At 60.9% G+C, this 22988-nt stretch carries 18 protein-coding genes; 9 read left to right on the top strand and 9 right to left on the bottom strand.

Going from position 1 to position 22988, the window contains the following annotated elements; all coding sequences use genetic code 11:
- Positions 1-16 precede the first annotated feature (16 nt).
- Complete coding sequence (locus N688_RS14015) at positions 17-1036, bottom strand: hypothetical protein (protein WP_052889862.1); 1020 nt, start codon at positions 1034-1036, stop codon at positions 17-19.
- Between the two features lie 36 nt (positions 1037-1072).
- The gene (locus N688_RS14010) at positions 1073-1780 is read right to left on the bottom strand and encodes a hypothetical protein (protein ID WP_052889861.1); all 708 of its coding nucleotides are present in this window, start codon (positions 1778-1780) and stop codon (positions 1073-1075) included.
- A gap of 341 nt (positions 1781-2121) precedes the next feature.
- On the opposite strand from N688_RS14010, the gene N688_RS14000 reads away from it, so the two are divergent.
- Positions 2122-3219 (top strand): patatin-like phospholipase family protein, encoded by a 1098-nt coding sequence (locus tag N688_RS14000; RefSeq protein ID WP_081838845.1) that lies wholly within the window; start codon positions 2122-2124, stop codon positions 3217-3219.
- 19 nt (positions 3220-3238) lie between these two features.
- On the opposite strand, the gene N688_RS13995 is transcribed toward N688_RS14000, so the two are convergent.
- Complete coding sequence (locus N688_RS13995; protein WP_052889858.1) at positions 3239-3748, bottom strand: 6-pyruvoyl trahydropterin synthase family protein; 510 nt, start codon at positions 3746-3748, stop codon at positions 3239-3241.
- Positions 3749-4132: 384 nt separating this feature from the next.
- Here N688_RS13995 and N688_RS13990 point away from each other — a divergent pair, with 384 nt between their 5' ends.
- Together N688_RS13990 and N688_RS13985 are read left to right on the top strand one after the other, a co-directional pair.
- The gene (locus N688_RS13990; protein ID WP_052889857.1) at positions 4133-4456 is read left to right on the top strand and encodes an SCP2 sterol-binding domain-containing protein; all 324 of its coding nucleotides are present in this window, start codon (positions 4133-4135) and stop codon (positions 4454-4456) included.
- Between the two features lie 406 nt (positions 4457-4862).
- Positions 4863-5429 carry a helix-turn-helix domain-containing protein gene (locus N688_RS13985; protein WP_052889856.1) on the top strand — a complete coding sequence of 189 codons (567 nt, stop codon included), beginning with the start codon at positions 4863-4865 and terminating at the stop codon, positions 5427-5429.
- 144 nt (positions 5430-5573) lie between these two features.
- On the opposite strand, the gene N688_RS13980 is transcribed toward N688_RS13985, so the two are convergent.
- Together N688_RS13980 and N688_RS13975 are read right to left on the bottom strand one after the other, a co-directional pair.
- Positions 5574-6746 carry a DUF1786 domain-containing protein gene (locus N688_RS13980; protein WP_052889855.1) on the bottom strand — a complete coding sequence of 391 codons (1173 nt, stop codon included), beginning with the start codon at positions 6744-6746 and terminating at the stop codon, positions 5574-5576.
- Positions 6747-6956: 210 nt separating this feature from the next.
- Positions 6957-7298, bottom strand: a complete 342-nt coding sequence (locus N688_RS13975; RefSeq protein WP_052889854.1) for a hypothetical protein — start codon at positions 7296-7298, stop codon at positions 6957-6959.
- A 577-nt stretch (positions 7299-7875) separates the two neighbouring features.
- Here N688_RS13975 and N688_RS13970 point away from each other — a divergent pair.
- The 3 genes from N688_RS13970 to N688_RS13960 all read left to right on the top strand — a co-directional run bounded on the left by N688_RS13970 (position 7876) and on the right by N688_RS13960 (position 11948).
- Complete coding sequence (locus N688_RS13970) at positions 7876-9834, top strand: glycoside hydrolase family 15 protein (protein WP_081838843.1); 1959 nt, start codon at positions 7876-7878, stop codon at positions 9832-9834.
- A gap of 179 nt (positions 9835-10013) precedes the next feature.
- Positions 10014-10985, top strand: coding sequence for a thioredoxin-disulfide reductase (gene trxB, locus N688_RS13965; protein WP_052889853.1), 972 nt, complete (start codon positions 10014-10016; stop codon positions 10983-10985).
- Positions 10986-11114: 129 nt separating this feature from the next.
- Entirely contained in the window at positions 11115-11948 is an 834-nt protein-coding gene (locus N688_RS13960; RefSeq protein WP_202901926.1) for an endonuclease III domain-containing protein, read from the top strand.
- Positions 11949-12101: 153 nt separating this feature from the next.
- Here N688_RS13960 and N688_RS13955 read toward each other — a convergent pair whose 3' ends face one another.
- Positions 12102-12881, bottom strand: a complete 780-nt coding sequence (locus N688_RS13955; protein ID WP_052889852.1) for a hypothetical protein — start codon at positions 12879-12881, stop codon at positions 12102-12104.
- A gap of 411 nt (positions 12882-13292) precedes the next feature.
- On the opposite strand from N688_RS13955, the gene N688_RS13950 reads away from it, so the two are divergent.
- On the top strand, positions 13293-14357 hold the full coding sequence (locus tag N688_RS13950; RefSeq protein WP_052889851.1) for an alpha/beta fold hydrolase: 1065 nt from the start codon (positions 13293-13295) through the stop codon (positions 14355-14357).
- 106 nt (positions 14358-14463) lie between these two features.
- Here N688_RS13950 and pepF read toward each other — a convergent pair whose 3' ends face one another.
- Positions 14464-16263 carry an oligoendopeptidase F gene (gene pepF, locus N688_RS13945; protein WP_052889850.1) on the bottom strand — a complete coding sequence of 600 codons (1800 nt, stop codon included), beginning with the start codon at positions 16261-16263 and terminating at the stop codon, positions 14464-14466.
- Between the two features lie 243 nt (positions 16264-16506).
- On the bottom strand, positions 16507-18174 hold the full coding sequence (gene ggt / locus N688_RS13940; RefSeq protein ID WP_052889849.1) for a gamma-glutamyltransferase: 1668 nt from the start codon (positions 18172-18174) through the stop codon (positions 16507-16509).
- Positions 18175-18490: 316 nt separating this feature from the next.
- Between ggt and N688_RS13935 the strand changes: the two genes are divergently transcribed.
- Complete coding sequence (locus N688_RS13935) at positions 18491-18865, top strand: hypothetical protein (protein ID WP_156025422.1); 375 nt, start codon at positions 18491-18493, stop codon at positions 18863-18865.
- Positions 18866-18957: 92 nt separating this feature from the next.
- Here the strand turns inward: N688_RS13935 and N688_RS13930 are convergent, their stop codons facing one another.
- Complete coding sequence (locus N688_RS13930; protein ID WP_052889847.1) at positions 18958-20235, bottom strand: mannose-1-phosphate guanylyltransferase; 1278 nt, start codon at positions 20233-20235, stop codon at positions 18958-18960.
- A 405-nt stretch (positions 20236-20640) separates the two neighbouring features.
- On the opposite strand from N688_RS13930, the gene murJ reads away from it, so the two are divergent.
- On the top strand, positions 20641-22965 hold the full coding sequence (gene murJ / locus N688_RS13925) for a murein biosynthesis integral membrane protein MurJ (RefSeq protein WP_052889846.1): 2325 nt from the start codon (positions 20641-20643) through the stop codon (positions 22963-22965).
- Positions 22966-22988 lie beyond the last annotated feature (23 nt).

Here is a 22988-nt window from a genome sequence, read left to right as displayed (position 1 = left end):
CACCATCGTCGGCTCACTACAGAGACGACGTGCGGCTCGGTCTGCTAGCCTTCTCGCTCAAGTACTGAATTTCTGGCAGAATAGGATCAAGAGGCGTACCAGTTGGTTGCGTAAAGACCGCCGGCGTCTGCTGCAAGCGGCAGCGCTGCAAATAGCGCACCAACTGATGAGCCAACGTATAGGTCTGTTCCAGCAAATCGGAATTGCGCTTCCATTGCTGGGCATGGTTTAACAAATTATTGAGCGGTACAGCGATCTGCCAGAGGACCCCCTCCTGACCGGTGGGCACGCGGGCCTCAAGATTGCCATTGGCCACCGCCGCATGGACCTGAGCGATCTGAGCGATGCCCTCCTCAAGCTGGCGCTGCTCCTGAGCGCGCTGGCGCTGATACTCTGTAATCTCCTTTTGCAGAGCGATAATCTCCTCGGCCCGATCGGCGCGGCGAATCGTCGCAATCAGATAGCGCATAATCACATAGGTGATGATACCCACGATCAGCTGTAGGGCGATCGGCAAAGCGATCATAATGGAGCCATAACCCAGGCGCAGCCAGCGATCGTACTCGGGCGTATGCTGCTGGAAGAGTGTCAGGCCGACGATAACGGCGCTGTTCAGGAAGCTTGTCAGCAGGGAGGCCACCGGGGGCAACAAGGCCCCGGCAAGCACCACCGGGATCACCAGCGCGCTGAAGATTCCCACGTAGACCGGATCAAGAGGGTTCGTAATCAGGTTTCCCACCGAGTTGATCATCGAGTTCAGCACGAGCAAGGAGGCGGCGGCATAGGTAAAGCCCCAGCGGTTCAGCAGAGGCGAGGCCAGAGCGCAGAAGCAAGCCACGCCCTCGATCCAGGGAGCGATCGGATTCAGAGAAGTCAGCGCTCCGTAGATAAAAGCCAGCAGGCCGAGCGGGGCGATCACCAGAGCGAACGTGCTGGTTAAGCGAGCATAGCGGGCACGTTCACGCTCAGCCGGCGTTGTTTCCGGCAGATGCCTGGGGAGCGTCAGGTGGAACCACCAGGCCAACAGGGAATTCATACCATCCTCCATCGTAGCGAAGCTACAGCGTTGAGCTTAGCTGATCACACCCAGAGTGCGCAGCGTCATCAGCGCTTCCTCAACCACCGCCGACGAGAGATTCAACTGTGCCTTGATCTGCTCGACCGAGCGCTCGCCATTCACCATCGTAAAAACCAGGCGCAAGACGAAACGCTGGCGCATGCTGAAGCCCGCCAGCAGCTGGGCGTCGAGCGGGCGCAGCGGTCGGGGGACCGGCGTCAGCGAGAGGGAAGGAGGCGAGACAGGAGAGGCGGGAGGAAGCGCGGCCTGAGTCGGCCTCGGTCCTGGCCCTGGCCGCGGCTCCGGCTCGGGCAGAGTGGGGCCTACCAGGGAGCGCAGCACCTGCTCGACATCGGGCTGAATACGCACCTGCCACTGATCGCGGCTGCTTAGCAGTGCATAAGCCCTGGCCCCGCTTGCCAGCAGCGTACCATTCGGCCCCTGGATGAGGCTTTCCAGTACTGTCCCCTCCTTCACAAAAACCAGGCCCTGGCAGGTGCCGCGCACAGAAGGGACGCTCACCGTCGTTGAGAGAATCGCAGATTGCCCCTGCAGATAGTCCAGGAGGGTCTGCAAATCAAGATAATAGACCTTATCCATCGTCGTCTTCGTCGTCGCACGGGGAAAACGATCTCGAAGCCCATCCCATAGTCTCACTCCGCTCACAACCAGCATCTGCAGCGCGACGGCAGCCCAGTGAGTGTCAGCCTGCGAGAGAGACACTGGCTTCAGGGCCTGCTCGTCGAGGGTGAGACACTCCCCTGGCTGCAGTGGGCGCGATCTCGCGATTCTGCGTTTGCCATTCTATCACGGCCTGGGGGGCCTTGCATAGAAAAAAACCGTTAAGATAGCACTCTGGTAATACTCGGGATGGAAAGGCTAGAGCATCGCTGCACTCGTGCCCGTCCAGAGACTTTTCTTTTCTGTTGAAATCAGTGTATAGTTATTCTAGAGAGCGTCCATCTGAAGACACAACTGCTCTCCTGATCAAACCATTCCTCTTTCCTCGCCAGCGCGTCCTGGAGCGCGCACAACAACCTCATCTTCTGGAGGTCCTCCCCAACATGTCTAATACTCCCGACACTCCTCTTGCTTCTCGCTCTCAGAGTGTTCCCAATTCCGGCCCGGCTCATCGCCCTGCTCTGGTTGCCGACGCCGTCTTCGAAGGTGGTGGCATGCGGGCACTGGCTCACATCGGGGCCGTAGCCGTTGCTGAAGAGCGCGGCTATCGCTGGTACCGTCTGGCGGGCACCTCAGCCGGTGCCATGATCGCCGCCCTGGTTGCCGCTGGCTACAGTGCTGCCGAGCTACATGCCATCATGGGAGCCATTGACTATCGTCGCTTTGCCGACGATGCTGCCGACGACCGCCTGCATCTCCACCAGGTCAGTCGTCTGCTCTTCAAGCTCGGCCTCCACACAGGCGTTGAGCTAGAGCATTTCATGCGTGAGCTGCTACAAGCCCGTGGCCTGCGCTGCTTCGGCGACCTGCGTCTGCCTCCAGCAAAAGAGCCAGCGGTCGACTACTCTCCGGCGTATCGGCTGACCGTGGTCGCTGCCGACGTCAGCCGTCGGCGCCTGCTGCGTCTGCCTCAAGACCTGCACAGCGAGCGCGCCTGCTATGGCCTCGACCCCGACCAGCTCGACATTGCTCGGGCCGTACGCATGAGTGCGAGCATCCCCTTCTTTTATGTGCCAGTCACTCTCCAGCGTCCCGATGGCGGACTCAGCTACATCGTCGATGGCGGCCTCGTCAGCGGCTTCCCCCTCTTCGCCCTGCTCCCCTCAGATGGGGAACTGGCCCGCCCGCTGTTGGGCTTTCGCCTCTGCGAGGGCGACAGCCAGGACGATGGGGATGGTCATGATAAAGACGCAGATCGGCCAGAGGAGCCGATCTTCCTGCCGCTGAGCAACCTGGTGGCCTTTAGTCAGGCCCTCCTGGAGACCATGCTTGCGGCCCATGACCGCTTTGCCCTGGAGCAGCGTGCTTGTGGAATGGGAGCCATCCACGCCATCAGCATCCCCGTTGGCAAGATCGGGGCCACGCGCTTCGACCTGAGTCGCGGCGAGATCGAGGCGCTCTATCGCCAGGGCCGGATCGCCGCAGAGCGCTTCTTTGCCGGGCTGCCCGCAGAGCAGGCAAGTCCAGGGGCCAGAGCCTGAACCAGCCCGGCGCTGCGTCTCAGCCTGGCAGACGTCCCCGCAGATCGAGGCGGTAGCAGGCCATCTGCGTCGGAGCCTCCGAAACGCCCACCGTTAGTGTCTGCACATTCAACGTATTGTAGGGCGCCAGGGCCTCCAGCAGCTCCTGTGCGATATACTCAGCCAGCCGCTCCGCGGTTGAGTTATCGATCGGCAGCTCCACCACGTCGGACCGTGGGAAGACGTAGCGCTTCTCGCGAAAGCGGATCTCCCACTCATCGGCGGAGGCAATCAGCTCGATCTGCGGATTCTTCATCGGCAGCAAGAAGCGATGGTTGAGGCGCTGGCAGATCTCGCGCGTCAGGCGCTTGAGGATCGTGAAGTCGAAGACCAGCTGATCCTCGTTGAGGGTCCCCTCCGCCTCCACGGTGACGCCATAATTGTGGCCGTGGAGGCGCTCGCACTTCCCGCCGTAGGTAATGAAGTGGGCGGCACTAAACTGGAGATAGCCGCCCTCCACCTTCACCTTAAAACTACTTGCACTAGCCATAGTGGATCTCTCTTGTCTTCCCTCCCTCCCTGCCGACAGGCCAGGCCCGCCGTCGCGGGTCCTGCCCGTTGCAACAGCGACAGATTGCAAGGCTGGCGCTACTCCTGCCCGGCCCTGCACTGAGGCCGGCGCTCCGCTGCACGCCCTGGATATGTCGACCAGCCAGGGACACGATACCATTAAGCTCCGCCCCTGGCAAGAGGCACGCTCTGCCCCCTCTCCTCGGACTGGCCCCCTACTCCAGACCCGAGCGTGAGCTATTCACCTGGGCAAGCGAGCGTTTTTGTTAGCCAGTTGCCTGGAATTCTTTGTGGGCCATTGCTATACTGTAACCAGTGCCAGTTAGGGTAACTCCCTGCGAAAGAGCAAAGAAGGAGTGCACCAATGACAACTGCTGAAATCTTCGATGCGATGGTTCAGAACGTCAATCCGTCAGCCGCGAGTGGGCTGAATAAGACCTTCCAGTGGAACATCACTGGCGATGATCCCGGCGTCTATGCTATCAAAGTGGAGAATGGTCAGGCCGAGCTGATCAAGGGCGGCGTAGAGAAGCCCGACATCACCCTCACGGTCAGTGATAAAGACTGGGCCTCCATTGTTGAGGGCAAGCTCGATCCCACGACTGCCTTCATGACTGGCAAGATCAAGATCAGCGGCGATATGATGCTGGCGATGCGCCTGCAGAATCTCTTCAATCGGCCTCGCTAAGCGAAGGCTTCGGCTCTATTTCCGGTTGAGCTAAGCCGCTGTCCGCTGCGCGCAGCCAAAAAAAACAGAGCAACGCAACGAGCAGAGGCGCTCATTCACACGGCGTCTCCCGGCTGAGACACCTTGGTCCCATGAGAGGCTTCTCATGGACCCGAGGTGTTCTTCACTATAAGCGCCTCCTGCGCTGCTCAGCTCTGTGATCTTCTCCTGCCCTCGTCCGTGCGCTCGCCTCACCGTTCTCCCGAGGCGGCTTCCCTTCCTTATGCCTTGCTAACCCTCCCTGGGTATGGTATACTCACCATGAGCAACTGTATCTTGCCTGCTGCTTGCTAGCGCTGACCACCAGCGTACGAAGGCGAGACGAAGACAAGATAACCTGCATCCCAGGTGGAGAAAGGCGTCCAAGATGGCCCTGCGGAGTGATGAACTGCATTATAACCTGCAGCATCTGAATGGTATGTTGACTACCCACGAGGCCGCCAAACAACTCGATCTGAGTTACTGGCACTTTATGCATCTTGTAGAGGCCGGACGCATCCCCGGCGTACGAGTCGTTGATCGCTGGCTCTTCTCTCCGGCGGACCTCGATGAGTATAAGCGCCGGCGCTATGGCGAACTGGTCGATCTGGCTCGGACTGCGCTCTCTCACCCCGATGTCGATCTGACAGAGAAACAGGCTACCATCTGTCGCTATCTGGCCAATAGTGAACGCCCCTCCGCTATCGCCCGCAAGCTTCAGCAGTCACGCCAGGCCGTCTACTCCCAGATTACCTTGATCCGCGAAAAAGTGGCCCGCATCCTCGATCAACGCGCCGACCCCAATGCTGACCCTGAGCAAGCCGCTCCTCGCCGCAGGAGCCGTCGTCGGCAGCGCAGCAAGGGGCCAATTCCTTTACCCACGCCAGCCTCAGAGGCCGAAGCATCCGCTCACTCCTCCAGCGCCGAGACTCCCGAGAGTGGTCTGACTCCCTGATGCAGCTCTCCGCTCCTGTTCTTTCTTCCTCCCCCTTCCTTTTCTCCTCCTCTCGCCAGTTGGCCTGTCTGCCTCCGTGTCAGACCGCTTCTGCTCAGCGCGCTACAGGTCCTTCTTTGAGCTGTCCATCTGGTCTGCCACGGGTCAGCCCCTCTCGTTCAATAGCGCGGGCCGGATCGCTGAGGCCAACTCGGGCACGCGCTCGGCCAGGGCGCGCAGCAGACCAAAGCAACCGGCCAGCATCATATCGCCATGCGGTACTGCCTCGTAATGAGGCAGTGCCGAGCCGCGCAGCAGCTCGCGGCGGGGACCGGTGACCGCCAGAAACGGCGGCTCCGAAGAGGAAGTGGGCGACGCGCCTGGGCGTGCTGGCTCCAGCACCAAAGCCCCGTGTCCGCTATCGTCGAAGACCTCATCATTGGTCAGTGTGCCAGCGGCCAGCTTCTGCAGCAGCTCCTCCAGGCGTGCCCGGCTGATCTCGCCGGTATGGTGCTCAAAAAGACCGACGATACGCCCTTCCACCAGGTGGAAAGCCAGCGTATGGAAATTGCCGATGTTACACAGCAGGCTCTGGGTCTGCTGGCGAACCAGCGGATCTTCCAAGGCTCCCAATGCTGCCGCAGCTCCCGTATCCATCACGAGTATCGGCAGATTCGGCCTGGAACCGCTGTACTCCACGTAGCGGGCGACGCTCCTTTTGAGCGCCTGCAGACGGGTCAGTGCCGGAGGAATCTCGTCTGCCAGATAGGCGAAGGTGGCTGGTCTTGGCGAGCGACGGATCATGCGCTCCAGAAACTCGAAACGGAAGCGCCGATCGCTATAGCCCGGCGGAGCGGCCCCGTGATCGAAGGCGGCGATGGCCAGGGCATCTACTCGCGGATCAACATCGAAAGTGCGCAAAGCCTGGACGATGGCCTGCGCATCCAGATCCTGCAGCTCAATATGGACCACATCCGGGCGCAGGGCCTGCCGGGTGGCCTCCTCCTCACTGAGGATCTCAAAGCCCATCTGCGCCACCGCGTTCAGATCATCGTCAAAGGTGCGCGCCGCCTCGGGGGTCACCGCCACCGGATAGCCGGCCAGAGCATGGTCGCGCGCTGCCCAGTGCGAAGGGCCACCGCCCATCGTGACCCCGGTCAGCAGCAGAGGCCGGCCCGCCTCCGTCGCCCGACGAATGCGCTCGGCCACAATCACCGTTGGCGAAGGCATTACCAGCTTCACATTATTTTCCATTGTCCTGCCACTTTCAAAGAGCAGGATATCCTGTGTTCCCGTGCCGATATCGATCGCCAGCACGCGTGCTGCTGCAGGTGCCATACGAAACCTGAGCCCCCTTTCTGCCCTCTTCCTTAGAAAGAAAGGACAACCAAAGGAAACGCACCACTGTACAAAAGGACGAGAGTAGAGCAACCTGGCGCTGCTCGTGACGCATGAAGAGAGGCGGCGCGTCAATTCAGTATAGCATCTCGGCGTCGGAAAGAGCGCGTCGTGCGAGCGAGCGCCGGCATCCTTGCCGGGCCGGGCCAGCTAGAAACTGAGCAGTGTGAAGCCGGAGCGCGTGGTGATCGGGCGGACCTTCTTCAAAGAGCGCCAGGCCGATTTGCTCATGCGGGCCTGTTTACGCAAGGCAGCCAGCTGCCCATCGGAAAAATGCTCGGACGCCACCAGCACAAACGTCCGCAGTTCCGCACGTAGCTGATTAAGACGGCGCTCCAGCTCGGCCAGACGCGCCCGGTCGTGAGGCAGCCCCTGGACTGCCAGGCGCGCCAGATCCGCCCACTGACTCATCAAGGGGCGCATGCGCTCAAAGCGCTCTGCGATACAGGTAGCTACCATCTCAAAGTCAGGTACGGACGCCAGATCTGCCATGCTCCTCTTCTCCTTCCTTCCTTCCTTCCTTGTTCGCTTGCTTGTCTGCTTACCTGCTAGAGGCCCTCTCTTCTCTCAGCCGGACCAGGCAGTAGCTGCTCGACTCTCTGCTACCGGCCTGGTGTTGGCGACCGCTCCACCCGTCCAATAGCCTTGCTCTGCTAGAGAGATCAAAAAAGCAGATCGACCCGGCTCTGCCCTTTATAAAGGTAGAGGTTCCTGCCGTGCTCGATGATGTTGCTCTTTGCTGACACCGGTCCCTCTCCCGATCGAGCGAGCGAGGGGGCACGACGTTGTCGCCCGCTCGCTCTTCATCTTTGCGGCGCCAGTCTGTCTCAGAAGTGCTTGGGCCAGGACTTGAGCCTGAGCAGATCCGCTGTTCCCCTGTGGTACAATGCATACCAGCAGAGAGCAACAGGGAAGCGCGACGCGCCGACAGCGAAGCGAAGCAGTTTTCTGCCGGGCTACAGGAGCGCTGGCTGGCTGCCTGACGCTGCTGGGCGCTGCGAAGTCATAGCTTTCTCTGTATACCATACCCTGTCGCTAGAAAGCAATGATGGCGCGAAAGGACTCTGGCATGGAACAGGCAAAGTCGCACCACGGAGGAGAGACAGCACCGCCCGTGCGGTCACGAGGTCGCCTTGAGCAGCCAAAAACGGCAGATGGTCGCCCAGCGACCTATTTACCTATTGAGGACTATGCGATCATCGGAGACCTGCATACGGTGGCCCTGGTCGGCAAAAACGGCTCGATCGACTGGTGCTGTATTCCGCGCTTCGATTCCCCTAGTGTTTTTGGCGCCTTGCTCGATGCGCGAAAAGGTGGCTTCTTTCGCATTGCGCCACCGCCGCACGATCACGCCTCGATGGGGCAGAAGCAGCTCTATATTCCAGAGACCAACATTCTGCTGACGCGCTTTCTCACGGTCGATGGAGTAGGCGAGATCACCGACTTCATGCCGGTGAAGGTGCCCGGCAGCGCCGAGCATCAGCATCATCTCTATCGTGCCGTGACCGTGGTGCGCGGCTCGCTCAAATTCGAGCTGGTCTGTCGTCCCGCCTTCAACTATGCCCGCGACGGGCACGTCATCCATCTCTCGCCCGAGGGGGCAGTGTTCCACAGCGATGGGCTGTCCCTGGGGCTGGCCAGCACGATATCGCTGAGCGAGGATGGACAGGGGGGGGTGCACGCAGAGTTTACCCTGCATGCTGGCCAATCAGCCTACTTCCTGCTCGAGAGCGCCAGGCGCGGCGACCTTGGCCCACAACATGTCTCATCGCGTCGCTATCATGAAGCCTTTCAACGCACGCTCAGCTTCTGGCGGCGCTGGCTCTCCCAGTGCCAATACCAGGGGCGCTGGCGCGAGATGGTGCAGCGCTCGGCCCTGGTGCTCAAGTTGCTCACTTATGCCCCCACGGGGGCTATTGTGGCCGCGCCGACGACCAGCCTCCCCGAAACGGTCGGTGGGGCTCGCAACTGGGACTATCGCTATACCTGGCTGCGCGATGCTGCCTTTACGCTCTATAGCCTGCTGACTCTTGGCTTCACCCAGGAAGCCGAGGCTTTCATGCAGTGGCTTGACGCACGCTGCCACGAGCTGAAAGAGAACGGCTCGCTCCAGCCCATGTACGGCGTCAACGGCGAGCAGGAGCTGATTGAGTACACCCTGGATCACCTGGAGGGCTATCGCCAGAGTCGCCCCGTTCGCATCGGCAACGCCGCCTACAAGCAGCAGCAGCTCGATGTCTATGGCGAGCTGATGGATGCCATCTACATTTTCAATCGCTATAGCACGATCTCGTACGATCTCTGGGAGAATCTCCGCCGCCTGCTGGAATGGCTGCAACATCACTGGGATGACCCTGATGAAGGCATCTGGGAGGTACGCGGTGGCCCCCAGCACTTTGTCCATTCGCGCGTCATGAGCTGGGTCGCCTTTGATCGAGCCTTGCGCCTGGCGCGTCACCGTGGCTGGCCAGCGCCGATGGTCGAGTGGATGGAGACCAGTGCCCGCATTTATGAGCAGATTATGCACAAGGGATGGAGCGAGCGCAGGCAGAGCTTTGTCCAGTATTACGGAAGCGAGGCGGTTGATGCCAGCGCCTTGCTCATGGCCATCGTCAAGTTCACGGGACCGAACGAGCCGCGCATGCTCAGGACCATCGAGCGCATTCAGCGCGAGCTGGCCAGCGACTCTCTCGTACACCGCTATGATCCTGGACGGGCTGCCGACGATGGCCTGGGGAGTCAGGAAGGCACCTTCAGTCCTTGCAGCTTCTGGCTGGCCGAAGTCCTGGCGCGCTGCGGGCGACTCGACGAGGCGCGCCTGCTCTTGGAGAAGATGCTCACCTACAGCAACCATGTTGGCCTCTATGCCGAAGAAGTCGGGCTGTGTGGCGAAGCCCTGGGGAACTTCCCCCAGGCTTTCACCCATCTCTCGCTCATCACGGCTTGCACCAACATCGACGCTGCCCTCAATCGGGCCCAGGGAAGGCTCAATACTGAGCGGCTGTCGCTACCGCCCGAGCGTCTCTGAAGTCTGGCCTGAAGCAAGGCGAGGCGGGTTGCTCTGGGGCTTATCTGGCTGGCTGAGCCGGGGCTGGAGAGAAGAGGGGCATAAAAGACCCTCCCTCTCGTGTTTTCACAAGTGAACTTGTCGCGTTCCTTCCTACGGTCAGGGAGATAAGTTTGTCAGAAGCGGAGTACATATCGTCTATGGCGAAGGTCTACGACGCAATTATCATCGGCTCGGGGCCGGCGGGTTACACAGCGGCCATTTACGCGGCTCGCGCCAATCTCTCGGTCCTGGTCTTTCAAGGCTATCAGGTCGGTGGGCAATTAATGCTCACCAGCGAGGTCGAGAACTACCCCGGCTTTGAAGAAGGTATTCTGGGGCCGACCCTGATGGAGAAGATGGAGCAGCAGGCGAGGCGCTTCGGGGCTGAGATGCTGCCTGAAGATGTGACCGCTGTCGACTTCAGTCGCCGCCCCTTTGTGATTACCAGCGATTCGGGCAGCTACCTGGCCCGAGGAGTGATCATTGCCACCGGCGCCAGTGCCAAATGGTTGGGACTGCCGAGCGAGCAGCGTCTGCAGGGACGCGGAGTCAGCGCCTGTGCCACCTGTGATGGCTTCTTCTTTAAAGAGAAAGAGGTGGCCGTGGTCGGCGGGGGTGACACTGCAATGGAGGAAGCCCTCTTCCTCACGCGCTACGCCAGCCATGTGACCGTCATCCACCGTCGCGATACCCTGCGTGCCAGCAAGATCATGCAGGATCGCGCCTTGAAGAATCCCAAGATCAGCTTTATCTGGAATAGCGAAGTGGTCGAGGTGCTAGGCGAGGACTCAGTGACCGGCCTGCGCCTGCGCAACGTCAAGACGGGCGACGAGCAGACACTGGCCGTCGAGGGGCTGTTTCTGGCCATCGGCCATCAGCCGAATACCGACCTCTTCCGTGGCCTGCTGCAGATGGATGAGCTGGGCTACATTATCCCTGTTGAGCACACCATGACCAATATCCCGGGCGTCTTTGCCGCTGGCGATGTCACGGATCGCCGCTATCGCCAGGCGGTCACTGCTGCCGGCGACGGCTGTCGGGCTGCCATCGATCTGGAGCGCTGGCTAGAGAGCCAGGCCCACGAGGGCGAGGAGGCGAGCCAGCAGGAAGCCCTCACCTCGGGCGAGTAGCCAGCTTCATAGCCTGCCGTCTCGCCTGGCCTGGCCGTTGCTCCCTCTGGATCGGGCGGCCAGGCCTATCCTAAGCGTCTCCAGGCTTCTGGGGCAAGCGAACGAGGAAGCGAGAAAGGACCAATTTCCGTGAAGCAGAAGCAGCGGCGCAGCCAGCAGGCTGCGCTCTACCGCCAGGCGCTCTTCGGCGAAACGCCTCAGCCCCCAGATTTGGAGGAGCGGAGGGTAGCGGAGCAGAGTCAAGACCAGGCTGCCCGGTGCCTGCGGGTTCAGGAGATCACGCGGCGGCTGGTCGAACACTACGGTGAGCCGGATTGGTCCAGCAAGGACCCACTCAGCCAGCTCGTCGATGTCTTGCTTTCGCATCGCACGCGCGACGAACAGACAGCCGCCGCCTATGCGAGCCTGCGCCAGCAATTCGGGAGCTGGGCAGCGGTACGTGACGCTCCCACGGCAGCCGTGGAGCAAGCCATTGCCGTCGTCAACTGGCCAGAAGTCAAGGCGCCGCGCCTGCAGGCCATCCTGCGCCAGATCACTGCTGAGCGCGGCGTTCTCAATCTTGACTTCCTCTGCAGCCTCCCTGTCCAGGAAAGTCTCGCCTGGCTCAGTCGCTTCGAGGGCGTCGGACCCAAGACTGCCGCCTGCGTCCTCCTCTTTAGCTGCCGCCTGCCAGTGCTCCCCGTCGACACCCACGTCCATCGCATCTCTATCCGCCTGGGCCTCATCCCGCCCCGACTCACTCCCGAGCAAGCACAGCCCGTATTGCAAGCCCTGCTGCCGTCCGATGCACGCACCATCTACAACTTCCACAAAGGTCTCGTCTGGCACGGCCAGCGTCGCTGCTTCTTTCAACGACCGCGTTGTGACCAGTGCTTTCTCCGTGATCTCTGCCTCTATTATGCGGCTGCGCGCCCCAAGCAGAGCCGGGAGGTACAGCAGGAAGGCCAAACGGAAGGGACCTGACCGATAGGGAGGGAGGGAGCTGGGACACCCCTCCTTCCGGCTGAGGGGAGAGAGTAAAGCGGATAGCTCTCCCCACGCAAAACAAACCCGGGCGACCACAGCGGTCGCCCGGCGTAGGGTTTGCTTACACAGGGGTTGAGGGCGATGAGCGAACTAGCTGCCGCTCCCTGCGGGGGCATGGTTCAAAACGGGATAGCCCTCAGTTACATACTCGCTGGGGTCGGGCTGGATCTCATCCAGATGGTACGAGTTCTTGGCATCCGTGTTGATACCGGGCCAGCGAGCGCCGTAGAGATAATGACCGGTCTGAGCAGGAGAGAGCGGCAGCCTGCCGAATTGCGGGATACCACGCACGCGCGGCACATCTGGCTCGGGCGACTCGCTATAGAGATCATCAGGCACCCGATTGTAACCCATGCGCTGCAGATCCGCCTCGCTCAGATTCAGCTGCACTACACCGTCATCGCTCAGGGATGTTACCGCCTGACGCGGCACATAGTAGACCTTGGGGAAGAGGCGCCCACGCTCAACCAGCAGATAGGTCGGGAAGCGGGCTTGAATGGTTCCAAGCCAGCTGCCACGGGCATCGACCACGTCCAGACCCAGCTTGAAAGGCGAGCGATCGCGCGCCTCAGCGGGCGCGGGCACATAGATGGGCGGCAGAGACTTGAAGGGGTCCTCGATTCCCCAACCGACCATAAAGGCAATCACAAAAATGCCTGCCACCAGCGCCAGCCCGAGCGAGAGCAAGGGGGCGCTGTTCAATAAGAGCAGCACAAAGAAGACCGCAGCCACCGCCACGGCCAACAACAGTGGCCAATAGCTCGGCCCGGGTGTATGGATATGCTCTTCCCCTTCCTCGCCCTCAACGTCGAGCAAGGTCGCGTGAATTTCATCGGCAATCGAGCCGGCAGTCTGAGGAGACCTGTCCATACAGCTCCTGTTCCTCGCTTCAGATCGCACTCACTAAGCAACGGAAACCGGAGCGGCCCACGTTGCTCTTAGTGAGCGAAGCTTGCTTCTTTGAATAGCCTGGAAAGAAAGAAAGAAAGAAGGAACTCCCCTTACCAAATACCATAGCACATAAGCGCAAGCGCGAAGCCCGTCGCTCGCACTTAAGTATAGCACATCTGGCCAGGGATGGATAGCGCACCGGACTGACGGGCGGCCAGGTAAGCAGGAGCAGGACTGCGACCTCAAACATTGCGTGGAGAAAGAGACAAGCCAACGCGCTTGTGCCCACCAGCCCCAAGCGACTTGCTTGATTTTGGGTACCGGCTGGGGTAAGCTTACTGATAGATGATTCACCTTTCATATTTTGGAGTAAAGGAGGCCATCACAGCCATGCCCACCTCAGTCCTCCTGCCTGGGATCAGCCAGAGGCGTTGCAGCACAGAGCGTCTGGAGATTGCCTATCTCGAAGCTGGGAGCGAAGGGCCGGCGCTTGTCCTTGTCCACGGCAACTGTTCCTCAGCCCTGTTCTTCCAGGACCTCATGCTGGCCCTGGCAGCGCTTGGTTACCATGTCTATGCGCCCGACATGCGGGGCTACGGCGACAGCCAGCTCTTACCGATCGATGCCACTCGTGGCGTTCGCGATCTCTCGGACGACCTGGCTGGTTTCGCGGATGCCCTGGGACTGAGCGGCTTCCACCTGCTCGGTTGGTCGCTCGGAGGCAATGTAGTCATGCAGTATGCCATCGACTACCCTGGCCGGCTACGCGGCCTCATTTTGGAGGCGACCGGCTCGCCCTTTGGCTTTGGAGGAACGCGCGACGCCGAGGGGCGCCCGGTCTGGCCGGACTTTGCCGGTAGCGGAGGCGGGACCGCCAACGCTGAATTCGTGCAGCGTCTTGCGGCTGGCGATCGCAGTGCCGAGCAAGGCTCACCGCGGGCCGTTATGAACAACTTCTACTTCAAGCCGCCGTTCCGTGTGGCGCCCGAGCGCGAAGAGATCTACGTCAGCGCCATCCTCTCGACGCGCACCGGGCCTGGCAACTATCCGGGCGACTCCCTGCCGTCGCCGAACTGGCCCTATGTTGCTCCTGGCCGTCAGGGAGTCAACAATGCTCTCTCTCCCGCCTATCTCAATCAAGCGGCGCTGGTTGATCTCAGTCCCAAGCCGCCCATTCTCTGGATTCATGGCGCCGACGACCAGATCGTCTCAGACACCTCCTTCTTCGACCTCGGCTATCTTGGGCAGCTCGGCATCGTCCCCGGTTGGCCGGGGGCTGAGCAATATCCGCCCCAGCCCATGAAGACCCAGATTCGGTGGCTCCTGGAGCGTTATCGCCAGCAGGGAGGAAGCTATCACGAACTCCAGCTAACCAACTGTGGGCACTCCCCGCATATTGAGCAGCCGCAGCAGGTCTTAGAAGCCATGCGCGACTTCATTGCCGCCCATCCCTAGCAGGGCAGAGGGAGCAGCGCGCCGTCTGGCGGCCCGTTTTGGGCGGCCTGGCGGCGCCCAGGTGCAGCGCAGCGAGTTGCGCCCGCCAGAGCGCCGGCCTTCCTGGCTAGCCGATCAGCTCCTCCATCTGTCTGAGATGGGCCTCGAAGAGGCGCAAAGCCTGGCGCACCGGCTCCGGCGTCGTCATATCAACCCCGGCCTGTCGCAGCAGCTCAATGCTATAGTCCGAAGAGCCGGAGCGCAGGAACTGCAGATAGCGAGCAACCGCCGGCGCCCCCTGCTCCAGAATCTGCTGAGCCAGCGCGCAGGCTGCCGAGATGCCGGTCGCATACTGATAGACGTAGAAATTGTAGTAAAAGTGGGGGATACGGGCCCACTCGATATCGATCAAGTCATCGATGACCACCTCGGCCCCGTAGTACTTCTCATTGAGGCGGTGGTAGAGTCGACTCAGCGTATCCGCCGTCAGCGGCTCACCCTGCTCAGCAAACTGATGCAGCTGATATTCGAACTCGGCAAACATCGTCTGGCGGTAGAGCGTTCCGCGGAAATCCTCCAGTGAATGATTGAGGATAGCCAGGCGCTCCTCGCGGCTCTCCGTTGTCTTGAGCAGGTACTCGGTGAGCAGCGTCTCATTCAACGTCGAGGCCACCTCGGCCACGAAGATCGTGTAGTCCCCGTAGACGAAAGGCTGATGGCGGCGCGTGTAATACGAGTGCAGCGAGTGCCCTAGCTCGTGGGCCAGGGTATACATGCTATCGCGGTTGCCCTGGAAATTGAGCAAGATGAAGGGGCGTGTCCGATAGGCGCCGCCGCTGTAGGCGCCGCCGCGCTTGCCGGGCGTCTCGAAGACATCGATCCAGCGCTCGCTGAAAGCCTGCTTGAGGGCACTGATGTACTCTTCCCCCAGAGGAGCGAGGGCAGCAATGACCGTATCGCGAGCTTGCTCGTAGGAGATCTCTTGCAGCGTCTCCTTAACGATCGGGACATAGAGATCGTACATATGCAGCTCATCGAGCTGAAGCATGCGCTTACGCAGGCGCAGGTAGCGGTGTAGCAGCGGCAGCTCCTCATTGACCGTCTCGATGAGCATATCGTAGACGCTCTCAGGGATATTGTAGCGAGCCAGGGCGCGCTCGCGGCCCGAGCGATAGCCACGCTGTCGAGTGTAGAACATATCCGTCTTGATATGTCCGGCCAGGGTGGCGGCGATCGTATTGCGCTGCTTGAGGAAGGTCCCATGGAGCGCCTCGAAAGCCTCCTGACGCACGCGCCGATCCGTACTGCGGATATAGACCAGGTAGTTCCCCTTGGTCAGCTCCACCTCCTCGCCCTGCTCATTGCGGATAGTCGGCAGGTGCAGATCGGCATTATCGATCATCGTGAAGATCGCATCTGGCGTCTCAGCCATCTCACCGGCGGCGGCCAGCACCGCCTCCACCTCGGCGGAGCGGATATGTGGGCGCTGACGATTGAGGTCGTGCAGCTGATGCTCATAGAGGGCCAGGCCGGGAGTTTCGCGCAGATAGCCCTCAAGCGTCTCCTGGGGTACGGCCAAAATCTCCGGCTCAATAAAAGAGATTGCCGTGGACGCGCGCACGTAGAGCTGAAGGGCGCGGTCGTACATCCCCTGGTAGTGGCTATTACTGGTATCCTCGTCCTTACGCATCGAAGCGTAGACCAGCAGCGTCTCCAGCCGTTCGAAGAACTCGTCGCGCTGGCGCAGCACGCTCAGGAGAGCCTCGCCGCTCTGGGCCAGTCTCCCCTTGAGGGCTTCCAGATCCGGCAGCTGTTTCTGAAGCTCCTGATACTCGCGTTCCCAGGTCTCATCAGTTGCGAAGATACTCTCCAAATTCCACGTATACTCTTTAGGAATATCGCTACGTTTCTTCCAGGTTTGCAGCATCTCGCCTCCTCAAAAAGGGACCATAAACTCAGGAAAGTGTTCTCATTGTAACAGAAAATTGGCACACGCGCGTAGTGGTGAGTGCGAAGGAAGGGTAGAGCTGAGCCAGGCTCAAACGCGCCGGGCCGGGGCACGGGTACCAGCTCAGGGAGCGCAAACGCAAAGCAGGGTTTGCTCGCAGGGCGAGCGAGCCAGGGACAAGGCTGGTGTGCCAGCGCCAACCTTGTCCGGCCAGGGAGAAAGCTACCAGCCGAGGGCTAAGCCATCGCAGCGTGGATCTGCTGCGCCCTGGAGCACCTGGGTGCCGGGCGTAATCAGAATCGCCTGAGCATGGCCCATATCGTCTTCCCACGGTCCCCAGGTCGCCACCCGGTGGCCCAGCACCTCCAGGCCCAGCGCCGCCGCATTTGAAAAGCGCTGCTCCAGGGCCACCACCTCGCTGGCCGCGCGTTCCTCGACTGGATGGGCGCCTTGCTGTCCCTGTAGTAGCTGTCGGTGTCCGCCCTGCTGTAGCAAGAGGCCGCTGCGCCAGCGTGGGGCGTTAATCGCCTGCTGAATATTCAGCCCAAAGTCGATCACTGCCGTCAGCAGCTGCACATGAATCTGTGGCTGGGCATCCGCCCCCATTGTCCCTAATACCAGAAACGGCTCACCGGAGCGCAAGACCAGAGCTGGCGTCAGTGTATGCATCGTGCGCTTCCCTGGTTGCAGATAGTTCACGTGGTGCGGGTTCAGAGAGAAATAGGCACCGCGGTTGTGCAGCAGTACCCCGCTCTCGCCGGCCACGATCCCGCTGCCCCAGCTGTAGAAAAGGCTCTGGATCAGCGAGACAGCGTTGCCCTCACTATCAACCACGCACAGATACATTGTATCGCCGTCGCGCTCAGGTTCGCTCACTGTCTCGACATGGAAGGAAGCGCGCTCTGGATTGATGCGTGCTCGCAGTTGCTCCGCATATGCCTTGCTCAGCAAGCGTTCTACCGGAATCTCCACAAAAGCCGGATCTGAGAGATAGCGATCGCGGTCGGCAAAGGCCAGCTTCTTGGCCTCAATCATCAGGTGCAGCGTCTCAGGACTTTGATAACCGAGCGCCTTCAGGTCATAGCCCTCCAGAATATTGAGCATCTCCAGGACCGTCAGGCCCTGCGAGTTGGGAGGAAACTCAAAGACCTCGTAGCCGCGATAGGTTGTTGACAGCGGCGTTACCCAATCCGAACGATGGCTAGCGAGGTCCTCCAGGCTCAGCACTCCGCCGCAGCGCTGCACGTAGTCAACGATCGTCCGCGCTAGAGGTCCGCGATAGAACGCCTCGCGGCCCTCGCGTGCGAGGAGGCGGTAGGTGCGTGCCAGATCGGGCTGGCGCACGATGTCGCCGCAGCCTGGGGGTCGGCCTCCAGGGAGAAAGACGCGGGCCGTCGCCTCCCAGCGCTGCAACACCGTCTCGGCGGCCCTTTCCAGCCAGCCTGCCAGCTTCGACGAGACTGGAAAGCCCTCCTCAGCGTAGGCTATGGCCGGAGCAAAGACCTCCTCGACCGGCAGCCGACCAAAACGCTCCAGGGCCTCGAACCAGCCATCGACTGCCCCCGGAACCGTAATCGGGAGCGGGCCGATCGCTGGAATCGCCCGCAGCGAGTGGGCGGCGAAATACTCGGGAGTCAGGGCACGTGGTGCGCGCCCGCTGCCGTTGAGGGCATGTAGACGTCGGCTGCGCGCCTCCCAGATCAGCATAAAAACATCGCCGCCCGCTGAGCAGGTTGACGGATAGACAACCGTCATTGCCGCGTTGGCAGCGACTGCGGCATCGACGGCGTTCCCGCCGCGCTCCAGCACCTGCAAACCTGCCCGGGTCGCCAGGTAATGAGCGCAGGAGATCATGGCATGTGAGCCAAAGACGGGTTGATCGGAGAGCATGACAGGAGATCGCCTTTCGCACCGAGCGCCTTCACCAACCAGCTAAAGCTCTGTGCAGGCCAATCAGCCAGCCTGGTTGGCGAGGCAAGCTTACCTACCATCACTTCGCAAACGAACGAGCACAGGCCAAATAGAGCATCAGGCGACCGGTCGAGAAACGCTGGCCGACCCATTGCCTGCTACCCATTATAGCATAGCGCGGAGGAGGGGGGTGGCAAGCGCTTCTGCGAAGCAAAGGGACGGTGACTTGACGGAGCAGCCCTGTCCCGTTATCATGAGCCTGCTGAAGAGCGCCATCTCTAACCAGGAGGCTACCGTGTCATCAACAGCAGTTCTGGCCGTCCTTGCCGCCCAACCACTCTTCACCGTGACGCTGGCCCACTTAATCTATTTCGTTCTTGCTGTACTCCTTGGAATCGTGGCGGAAACGATCATTGGCTGGCGTCTCCCCTATGGCATTCTAGGGGCTGTCCTCTGTGCCTTTATTGGCATCCTCATTGCCATTCTCCTGCCTTTTCGCATTGGCAGCGAAGTGACCATTTTCGGTGAGCCGATTGCCCTGGCCCAGGCCATCATCGGTGGCGCCGTTCTGCTCACCATCTGGCATCTGGTGACCTATCGTCACTGGCGTCATCGCCATCGCTATTACCGTGGCTATCGCTACCGTGAATATGGCGAGCGGCGCGACTAAGGGCGGGGTAGTCCAGGTTGGCTGAGGCCCCGCCCCGAGATAGGTCTGATGGAGCGAAAGAAGGAGAAGGAGCCGAAAGGGAGGCTGCGGGATCAGCTTGTCGGCTGGCTCTGGTCGGCGGAGCCCCCCAGCTCAAGGTCTGCACCTGGTGCTACTTCCTCTGGCCTCATGAGAGGGGAATCGGTGGCTGCCAGGTCGAGGCTGAGGGAGGAACCGCTCTGCTCCGTCGGGGCCGCCGGCAAGGACGAGGGCGCGGAGGCGGGCCTTGGTCCTGGCTGGTGGCCGTTGCGAGCAGTGGTTGTGCTGGAACGTTGAAGCAGCTGGGCTTCGGCCAGCTCGCGCACGCGCTGCACCTGGTTCTTATGGCAGATCAGAGTCTTATCGTCAAGGGCCACCACGATCACATCCTCCAGGCCAATCGTATAGATCTCCCGCTGCGTCGTATTGTAGACAAAGACATTCTGGCTGCCAAGAGCAAAGTGGTGGCCGACGCCGCGTAGACCGTTGCCATCGGCATCGTAGAGCGCCCCGTACTGCTCCCAGTTTCCCACATCGCTCCAGCCGATATCGACCGGAATCACCACCAGCCGATCGGTTTTCTCCAGCACGCCGTAGTCGATCGAAATGGAGATCAGGGAGGGCCAGCGTTCTGCCAACACGCTCCGCTCCGCGGGTGTGCCCGTTGCCTCTACAATGCCTGTCATCTGTTCTGCCAGAGCCGGCAGGTGGTGGCCGACCTCTGTCAGGATCGTGGCAGCCTGCCAAATAAACATACCGCTATTCCAGACGTAGTGTCCGTCCTGAAGATAGCGCTGAGCTGTCGCCAGATCAGGCTTTTCGACGAACTGCTCCACGCTGAAAGCCTGGTGGCCGTAGCCGTCGGCCACGGGGGAAGCGAAGCGGATATACCCGTAGCCAGTGGCGGGCTCGGTGGGTCGAATGCCCCAGGTTACCAGGTAGCCGCGTTGAGCGAGCTGATAGCCGAAGCGGATCGCCCGCTGGAACGGCTCCAGCTTCGTGATCACATGATCAGCGGGAAAGACCGCCATCACGGCTCGCGGGGAGCGACGAGCCAGCAAAGAGGCTGCCCAGGTAATGGCAGGAGCCGTATTGCGCCCAACCGGCTCCTCTAGGATCTGTCCCGGAAGCACCTCCGGCAGGTGCTGGCGCACCAGCTCACTAAAGGCTCGCCCGGTGACCACCCAGACCCGTTCTGGCGGCACCAGGGTGGTCACCCGCGCCAGCGTCTCTTGAATCATACTGCGGCCTCCCGGGAGAGGCAAGAACTGCTTGGGAAACTCGGGGGTACTCAGCGGCCAGAGTCGTGTCCCGCTGCCGCCCGCCAGGATGACAGCGTGTAAGTCTTCCATCTATCTACCTCGATTGCTCAGAATGGTACCCACGCACAGGGGTCTTTGCCGATTCAAGCGACAAGAAAGCAAGAGGCCAGAGAGCTAGTTTGCTTGCCACTGAGCCATCTCTAACCGCCGCCATCTGCTTGCTGCTCGCTCAAGGAGATGTCCTATCATAGCAACAGAACGAGTGCGCTCTCAAGAAAGGCACATCCTACCGGGGACAATTCTACCACGCGAGCCTCCAGGGGCGAGGAGAGGGGAAGCTTCCCCCATTTGGGGGAAGTCCCCGCTATGGCTCAGTTCAAGGGCTTGACTTGTCTGCCTAACCTGTTATTCTCTAAAAGAAGCCGCACGAGAACGACGGCAGGACTGTCAGGAAGAAACAGTATGTGATCCACGAAAAAGAGGAATAGCACCTGGATGGCAGAAGAAAGCAACAAGCCAACTCCTTATTATGGCTGGCAGTATGATCAGGAGCAACTGGGGGCAGGGGCCGCAGGAACGTCAGGGGTGAATCTGCCACCTGCCTCGCTCCCGCCGCAGCAGCCAGTCTATCCTCCCCAGGTGCCTTCTGGTGGTAGGGTAGGGGCCCAGCCGGGGCGCTCGTATCCCGAGCAGCATCTGCCGGATATGGGGGGCTCGCTGGGCTATGGGCAGGGGATGGAGTATCTCTACGCCAATGTGCCGCAGCCATCGCAGCCGTTGCCGGCCTTGCGTCAGGCGCGCCTTCAGCAGTTGCGCGAGGAGCGTCTGCGTCGGCAGCAGCGGCGTGTGCAGCAACCGGATCTGAGCGATTTGATTCAGCGCAAGGTCTTCAGGCGCCGCGTGGGTGACCTGGCGCCGCTCTCCCCGTCAACCCTGGACGATCAGGCTGGTGGGGCCAGTGGTGGCCTGAGTCAGGGGCAGGCTCAGGCCCAACTTCAGGTTCAGGAGCCGCTGGTGGCCAGCCCGGCGGCTTCGGCCTCGGTGGCGCCTGCTACCGCTTCGCCTTCGGCTCCCGCTTTACAGCCTGCTTCCGAATCGGCCCAGGATACGGCGATGATCCGCCGCGTGCAGGTTCGGAACGCGGCCTTCATTCTCACTGGTGCCTTTGTGGCCAGTCGCGTCTTGGGGTTGCTGCGCTCCTCGATGTTTGCGGCTGTCTTTGGAACCGATCCGACCTCTGGAGCCTTCTATCAGGCTTTTCTCTTGCCTGATACGATCTTTAACATTGTGGCCGGCGGTGCTCTCAGCTCAGCCTTCATTCCCGTCTTTACGCGCTACATGGTGAGCGATCGCGACGAGAAGACGGCCTGGCATGTTGCCAATACGGCTCTAACGCTGGCCACGACTATTATGTTAATTATTGCTCTGATCGGCTTCATCTTTGCCAATCAGATTGTACCGCTGTATAACCCCAACGTCAGCCCGGGCGAGCTGAGTCTGATTACAGCCTTAACACGTATCATGCTCTTCCAGGCTGTCATTCTCGGCAGTGGGGTCATCGTCAGCGCGGTTCTCAACGCGCAGCAGCACTTTACGCTCTATGCCTTGGGGACCGTGCTCTATAACGTTGGCCTGATCGTCGGTCTGCTGCCGGGGATGTTTCTGGCGCTGATTGGCCATCGCAATTCGATGGTGGCCGTCTACTGTGCCAGTGCCGGCGTAGTCCTGGGGGCCTTACTCCAGGTTGGTATTCAGATTCCTGGGTTGTCGCGCGTCGGCATGCGTTTCCGCCCCTCCTTTGACTGGCGTCATCCGGGCGTTCAGCAAATCGGTCGCCAGATGATCCCGCGCATTATCAATGCTGCGATGCTCTCAACGACGACTTTTGTCGATCGCGCTTTGATCCTGCTGTTGGGAACGCTGGTGGTCGCTGGCTCGCTTGGGCAGCAGACGCTCCTTGGCTTTATCACGGCGTACTACTACGGCTTTTCGCTGATGCTGCTGCCGCTGGGCATCTTTGGCATGGCCATTTCGACGGCGGCTTTCCCGACGATCGCCGAGTATGTCGCGCGCGGGCGGTTGGAGCGGGCGCGCAGCATCGTCATGGAGACCTTGCGCGGCATCCTCTTCTTGTCGATTCCTTCCAGTCTGGGCTTGATTGTGCTGGCGCTGCCCATTATTCAGACGCTCTATCAACACGGCGCTTTTGGTCTGGAGAGCGCCGAAATTACGGCCATCCCCTTGTCGATGTTCGCCATTGGTCTGGCCGGCCAGGCTGCGGTCGAGATTCTAACGCGCTCGTTCTATGCCCTGCGCGATAGCAAGACGCCAGTGATTGTGAGTGTTGGCCAGTTTATCTTTAAGATTGCCCTCGGTCTCTTGTTGATCAACGCTTTCGCCCGCCTGTGGGGGGCAGCCTGGGGAATGGGAGCCTTGGCGCTCTCAACCTCGGTGGCTGGCCTGCTGGAGGCCACGGTCCTTCTCTGCCTGATCCATCAACGCATCGGTGGACTGATCACCCGCGACCTGGGAGCCTTCTTGAGCCGGGTCTTTTTAGCAACCGGGCTGATGGGCCTGGCGGTCTTCCTGGTCCGCCTGCTGCTGGATTTCCTGCTGAATACGACCGATCCAACGCGCCCGATGATTACGCATGGGGGCCTGATCCAGGTCCTGGTCGCTCTGGTGAAGCTGCTCATCGAGATGGCGGTCGGTATTCTGGTCTATCTGCGAGCGGCGCGCCTGCTCAAGATCGATGGGCAGATCGAGCTGCTTGGTCCCCTGCGACGCCTGCTGGCGCGCTTCAAGCTGTCCTGGATCTAGTTGGTCAGCCAGCGGTCTTCCGC

This window comes from Thermogemmatispora carboxidivorans (genome assembly GCF_000702505.1).
In the GTDB taxonomy this organism is placed as follows: domain Bacteria; phylum Chloroflexota; class Ktedonobacteria; order Ktedonobacterales; family Ktedonobacteraceae; genus Thermogemmatispora; species Thermogemmatispora carboxidivorans.
This window is presented reverse-complemented; position numbering and strand designations above follow the sequence as displayed.

What these genes read in the sequence shown, in the direction of transcription:
- trxB (WP_052889853.1), top strand. Translation starts at nt 10,014, where the DNA reads ATGGCGAAGGTCTACGACGCAATTATCATCGGCTCGGGGCCGGCGGGT.
- N688_RS13980 (WP_052889855.1), bottom strand. Translation starts at nt 6,746, where the DNA reads ATGGCACCTGCAGCAGCACGCGTGCTGGCGATCGATATCGGCACGGGA.
- N688_RS13970 (WP_081838843.1), top strand. Translation starts at nt 7,876, where the DNA reads ATGGAACAGGCAAAGTCGCACCACGGAGGAGAGACAGCACCGCCCGTG.
- pepF (WP_052889850.1), bottom strand. Translation starts at nt 16,263, where the DNA reads ATGCTGCAAACCTGGAAGAAACGTAGCGATATTCCTAAAGAGTATACG.
- N688_RS13955 (WP_052889852.1), bottom strand. Translation starts at nt 12,881, where the DNA reads ATGGACAGGTCTCCTCAGACTGCCGGCTCGATTGCCGATGAAATTCAC.
- N688_RS14000 (WP_081838845.1), top strand. Translation starts at nt 2,122, where the DNA reads ATGTCTAATACTCCCGACACTCCTCTTGCTTCTCGCTCTCAGAGTGTT.
- N688_RS13975 (WP_052889854.1), bottom strand. Translation starts at nt 7,298, where the DNA reads ATGGCAGATCTGGCGTCCGTACCTGACTTTGAGATGGTAGCTACCTGT.
- ggt (WP_052889849.1), bottom strand. Translation starts at nt 18,174, where the DNA reads ATGCTCTCCGATCAACCCGTCTTTGGCTCACATGCCATGATCTCCTGC.
- N688_RS13950 (WP_052889851.1), top strand. Translation starts at nt 13,293, where the DNA reads ATGCCCACCTCAGTCCTCCTGCCTGGGATCAGCCAGAGGCGTTGCAGC.
- N688_RS13990 (WP_052889857.1), top strand. Translation starts at nt 4,133, where the DNA reads ATGACAACTGCTGAAATCTTCGATGCGATGGTTCAGAACGTCAATCCG.
- N688_RS13930 (WP_052889847.1), bottom strand. Translation starts at nt 20,235, where the DNA reads ATGGAAGACTTACACGCTGTCATCCTGGCGGGCGGCAGCGGGACACGA.
- N688_RS14015 (WP_052889862.1), bottom strand. Translation starts at nt 1,036, where the DNA reads ATGAATTCCCTGTTGGCCTGGTGGTTCCACCTGACGCTCCCCAGGCAT.
- murJ (WP_052889846.1), top strand. Translation starts at nt 20,641, where the DNA reads ATGGCAGAAGAAAGCAACAAGCCAACTCCTTATTATGGCTGGCAGTAT.
- N688_RS13985 (WP_052889856.1), top strand. Translation starts at nt 4,863, where the DNA reads ATGGCCCTGCGGAGTGATGAACTGCATTATAACCTGCAGCATCTGAAT.
- N688_RS13995 (WP_052889858.1), bottom strand. Translation starts at nt 3,748, where the DNA reads ATGGCTAGTGCAAGTAGTTTTAAGGTGAAGGTGGAGGGCGGCTATCTC.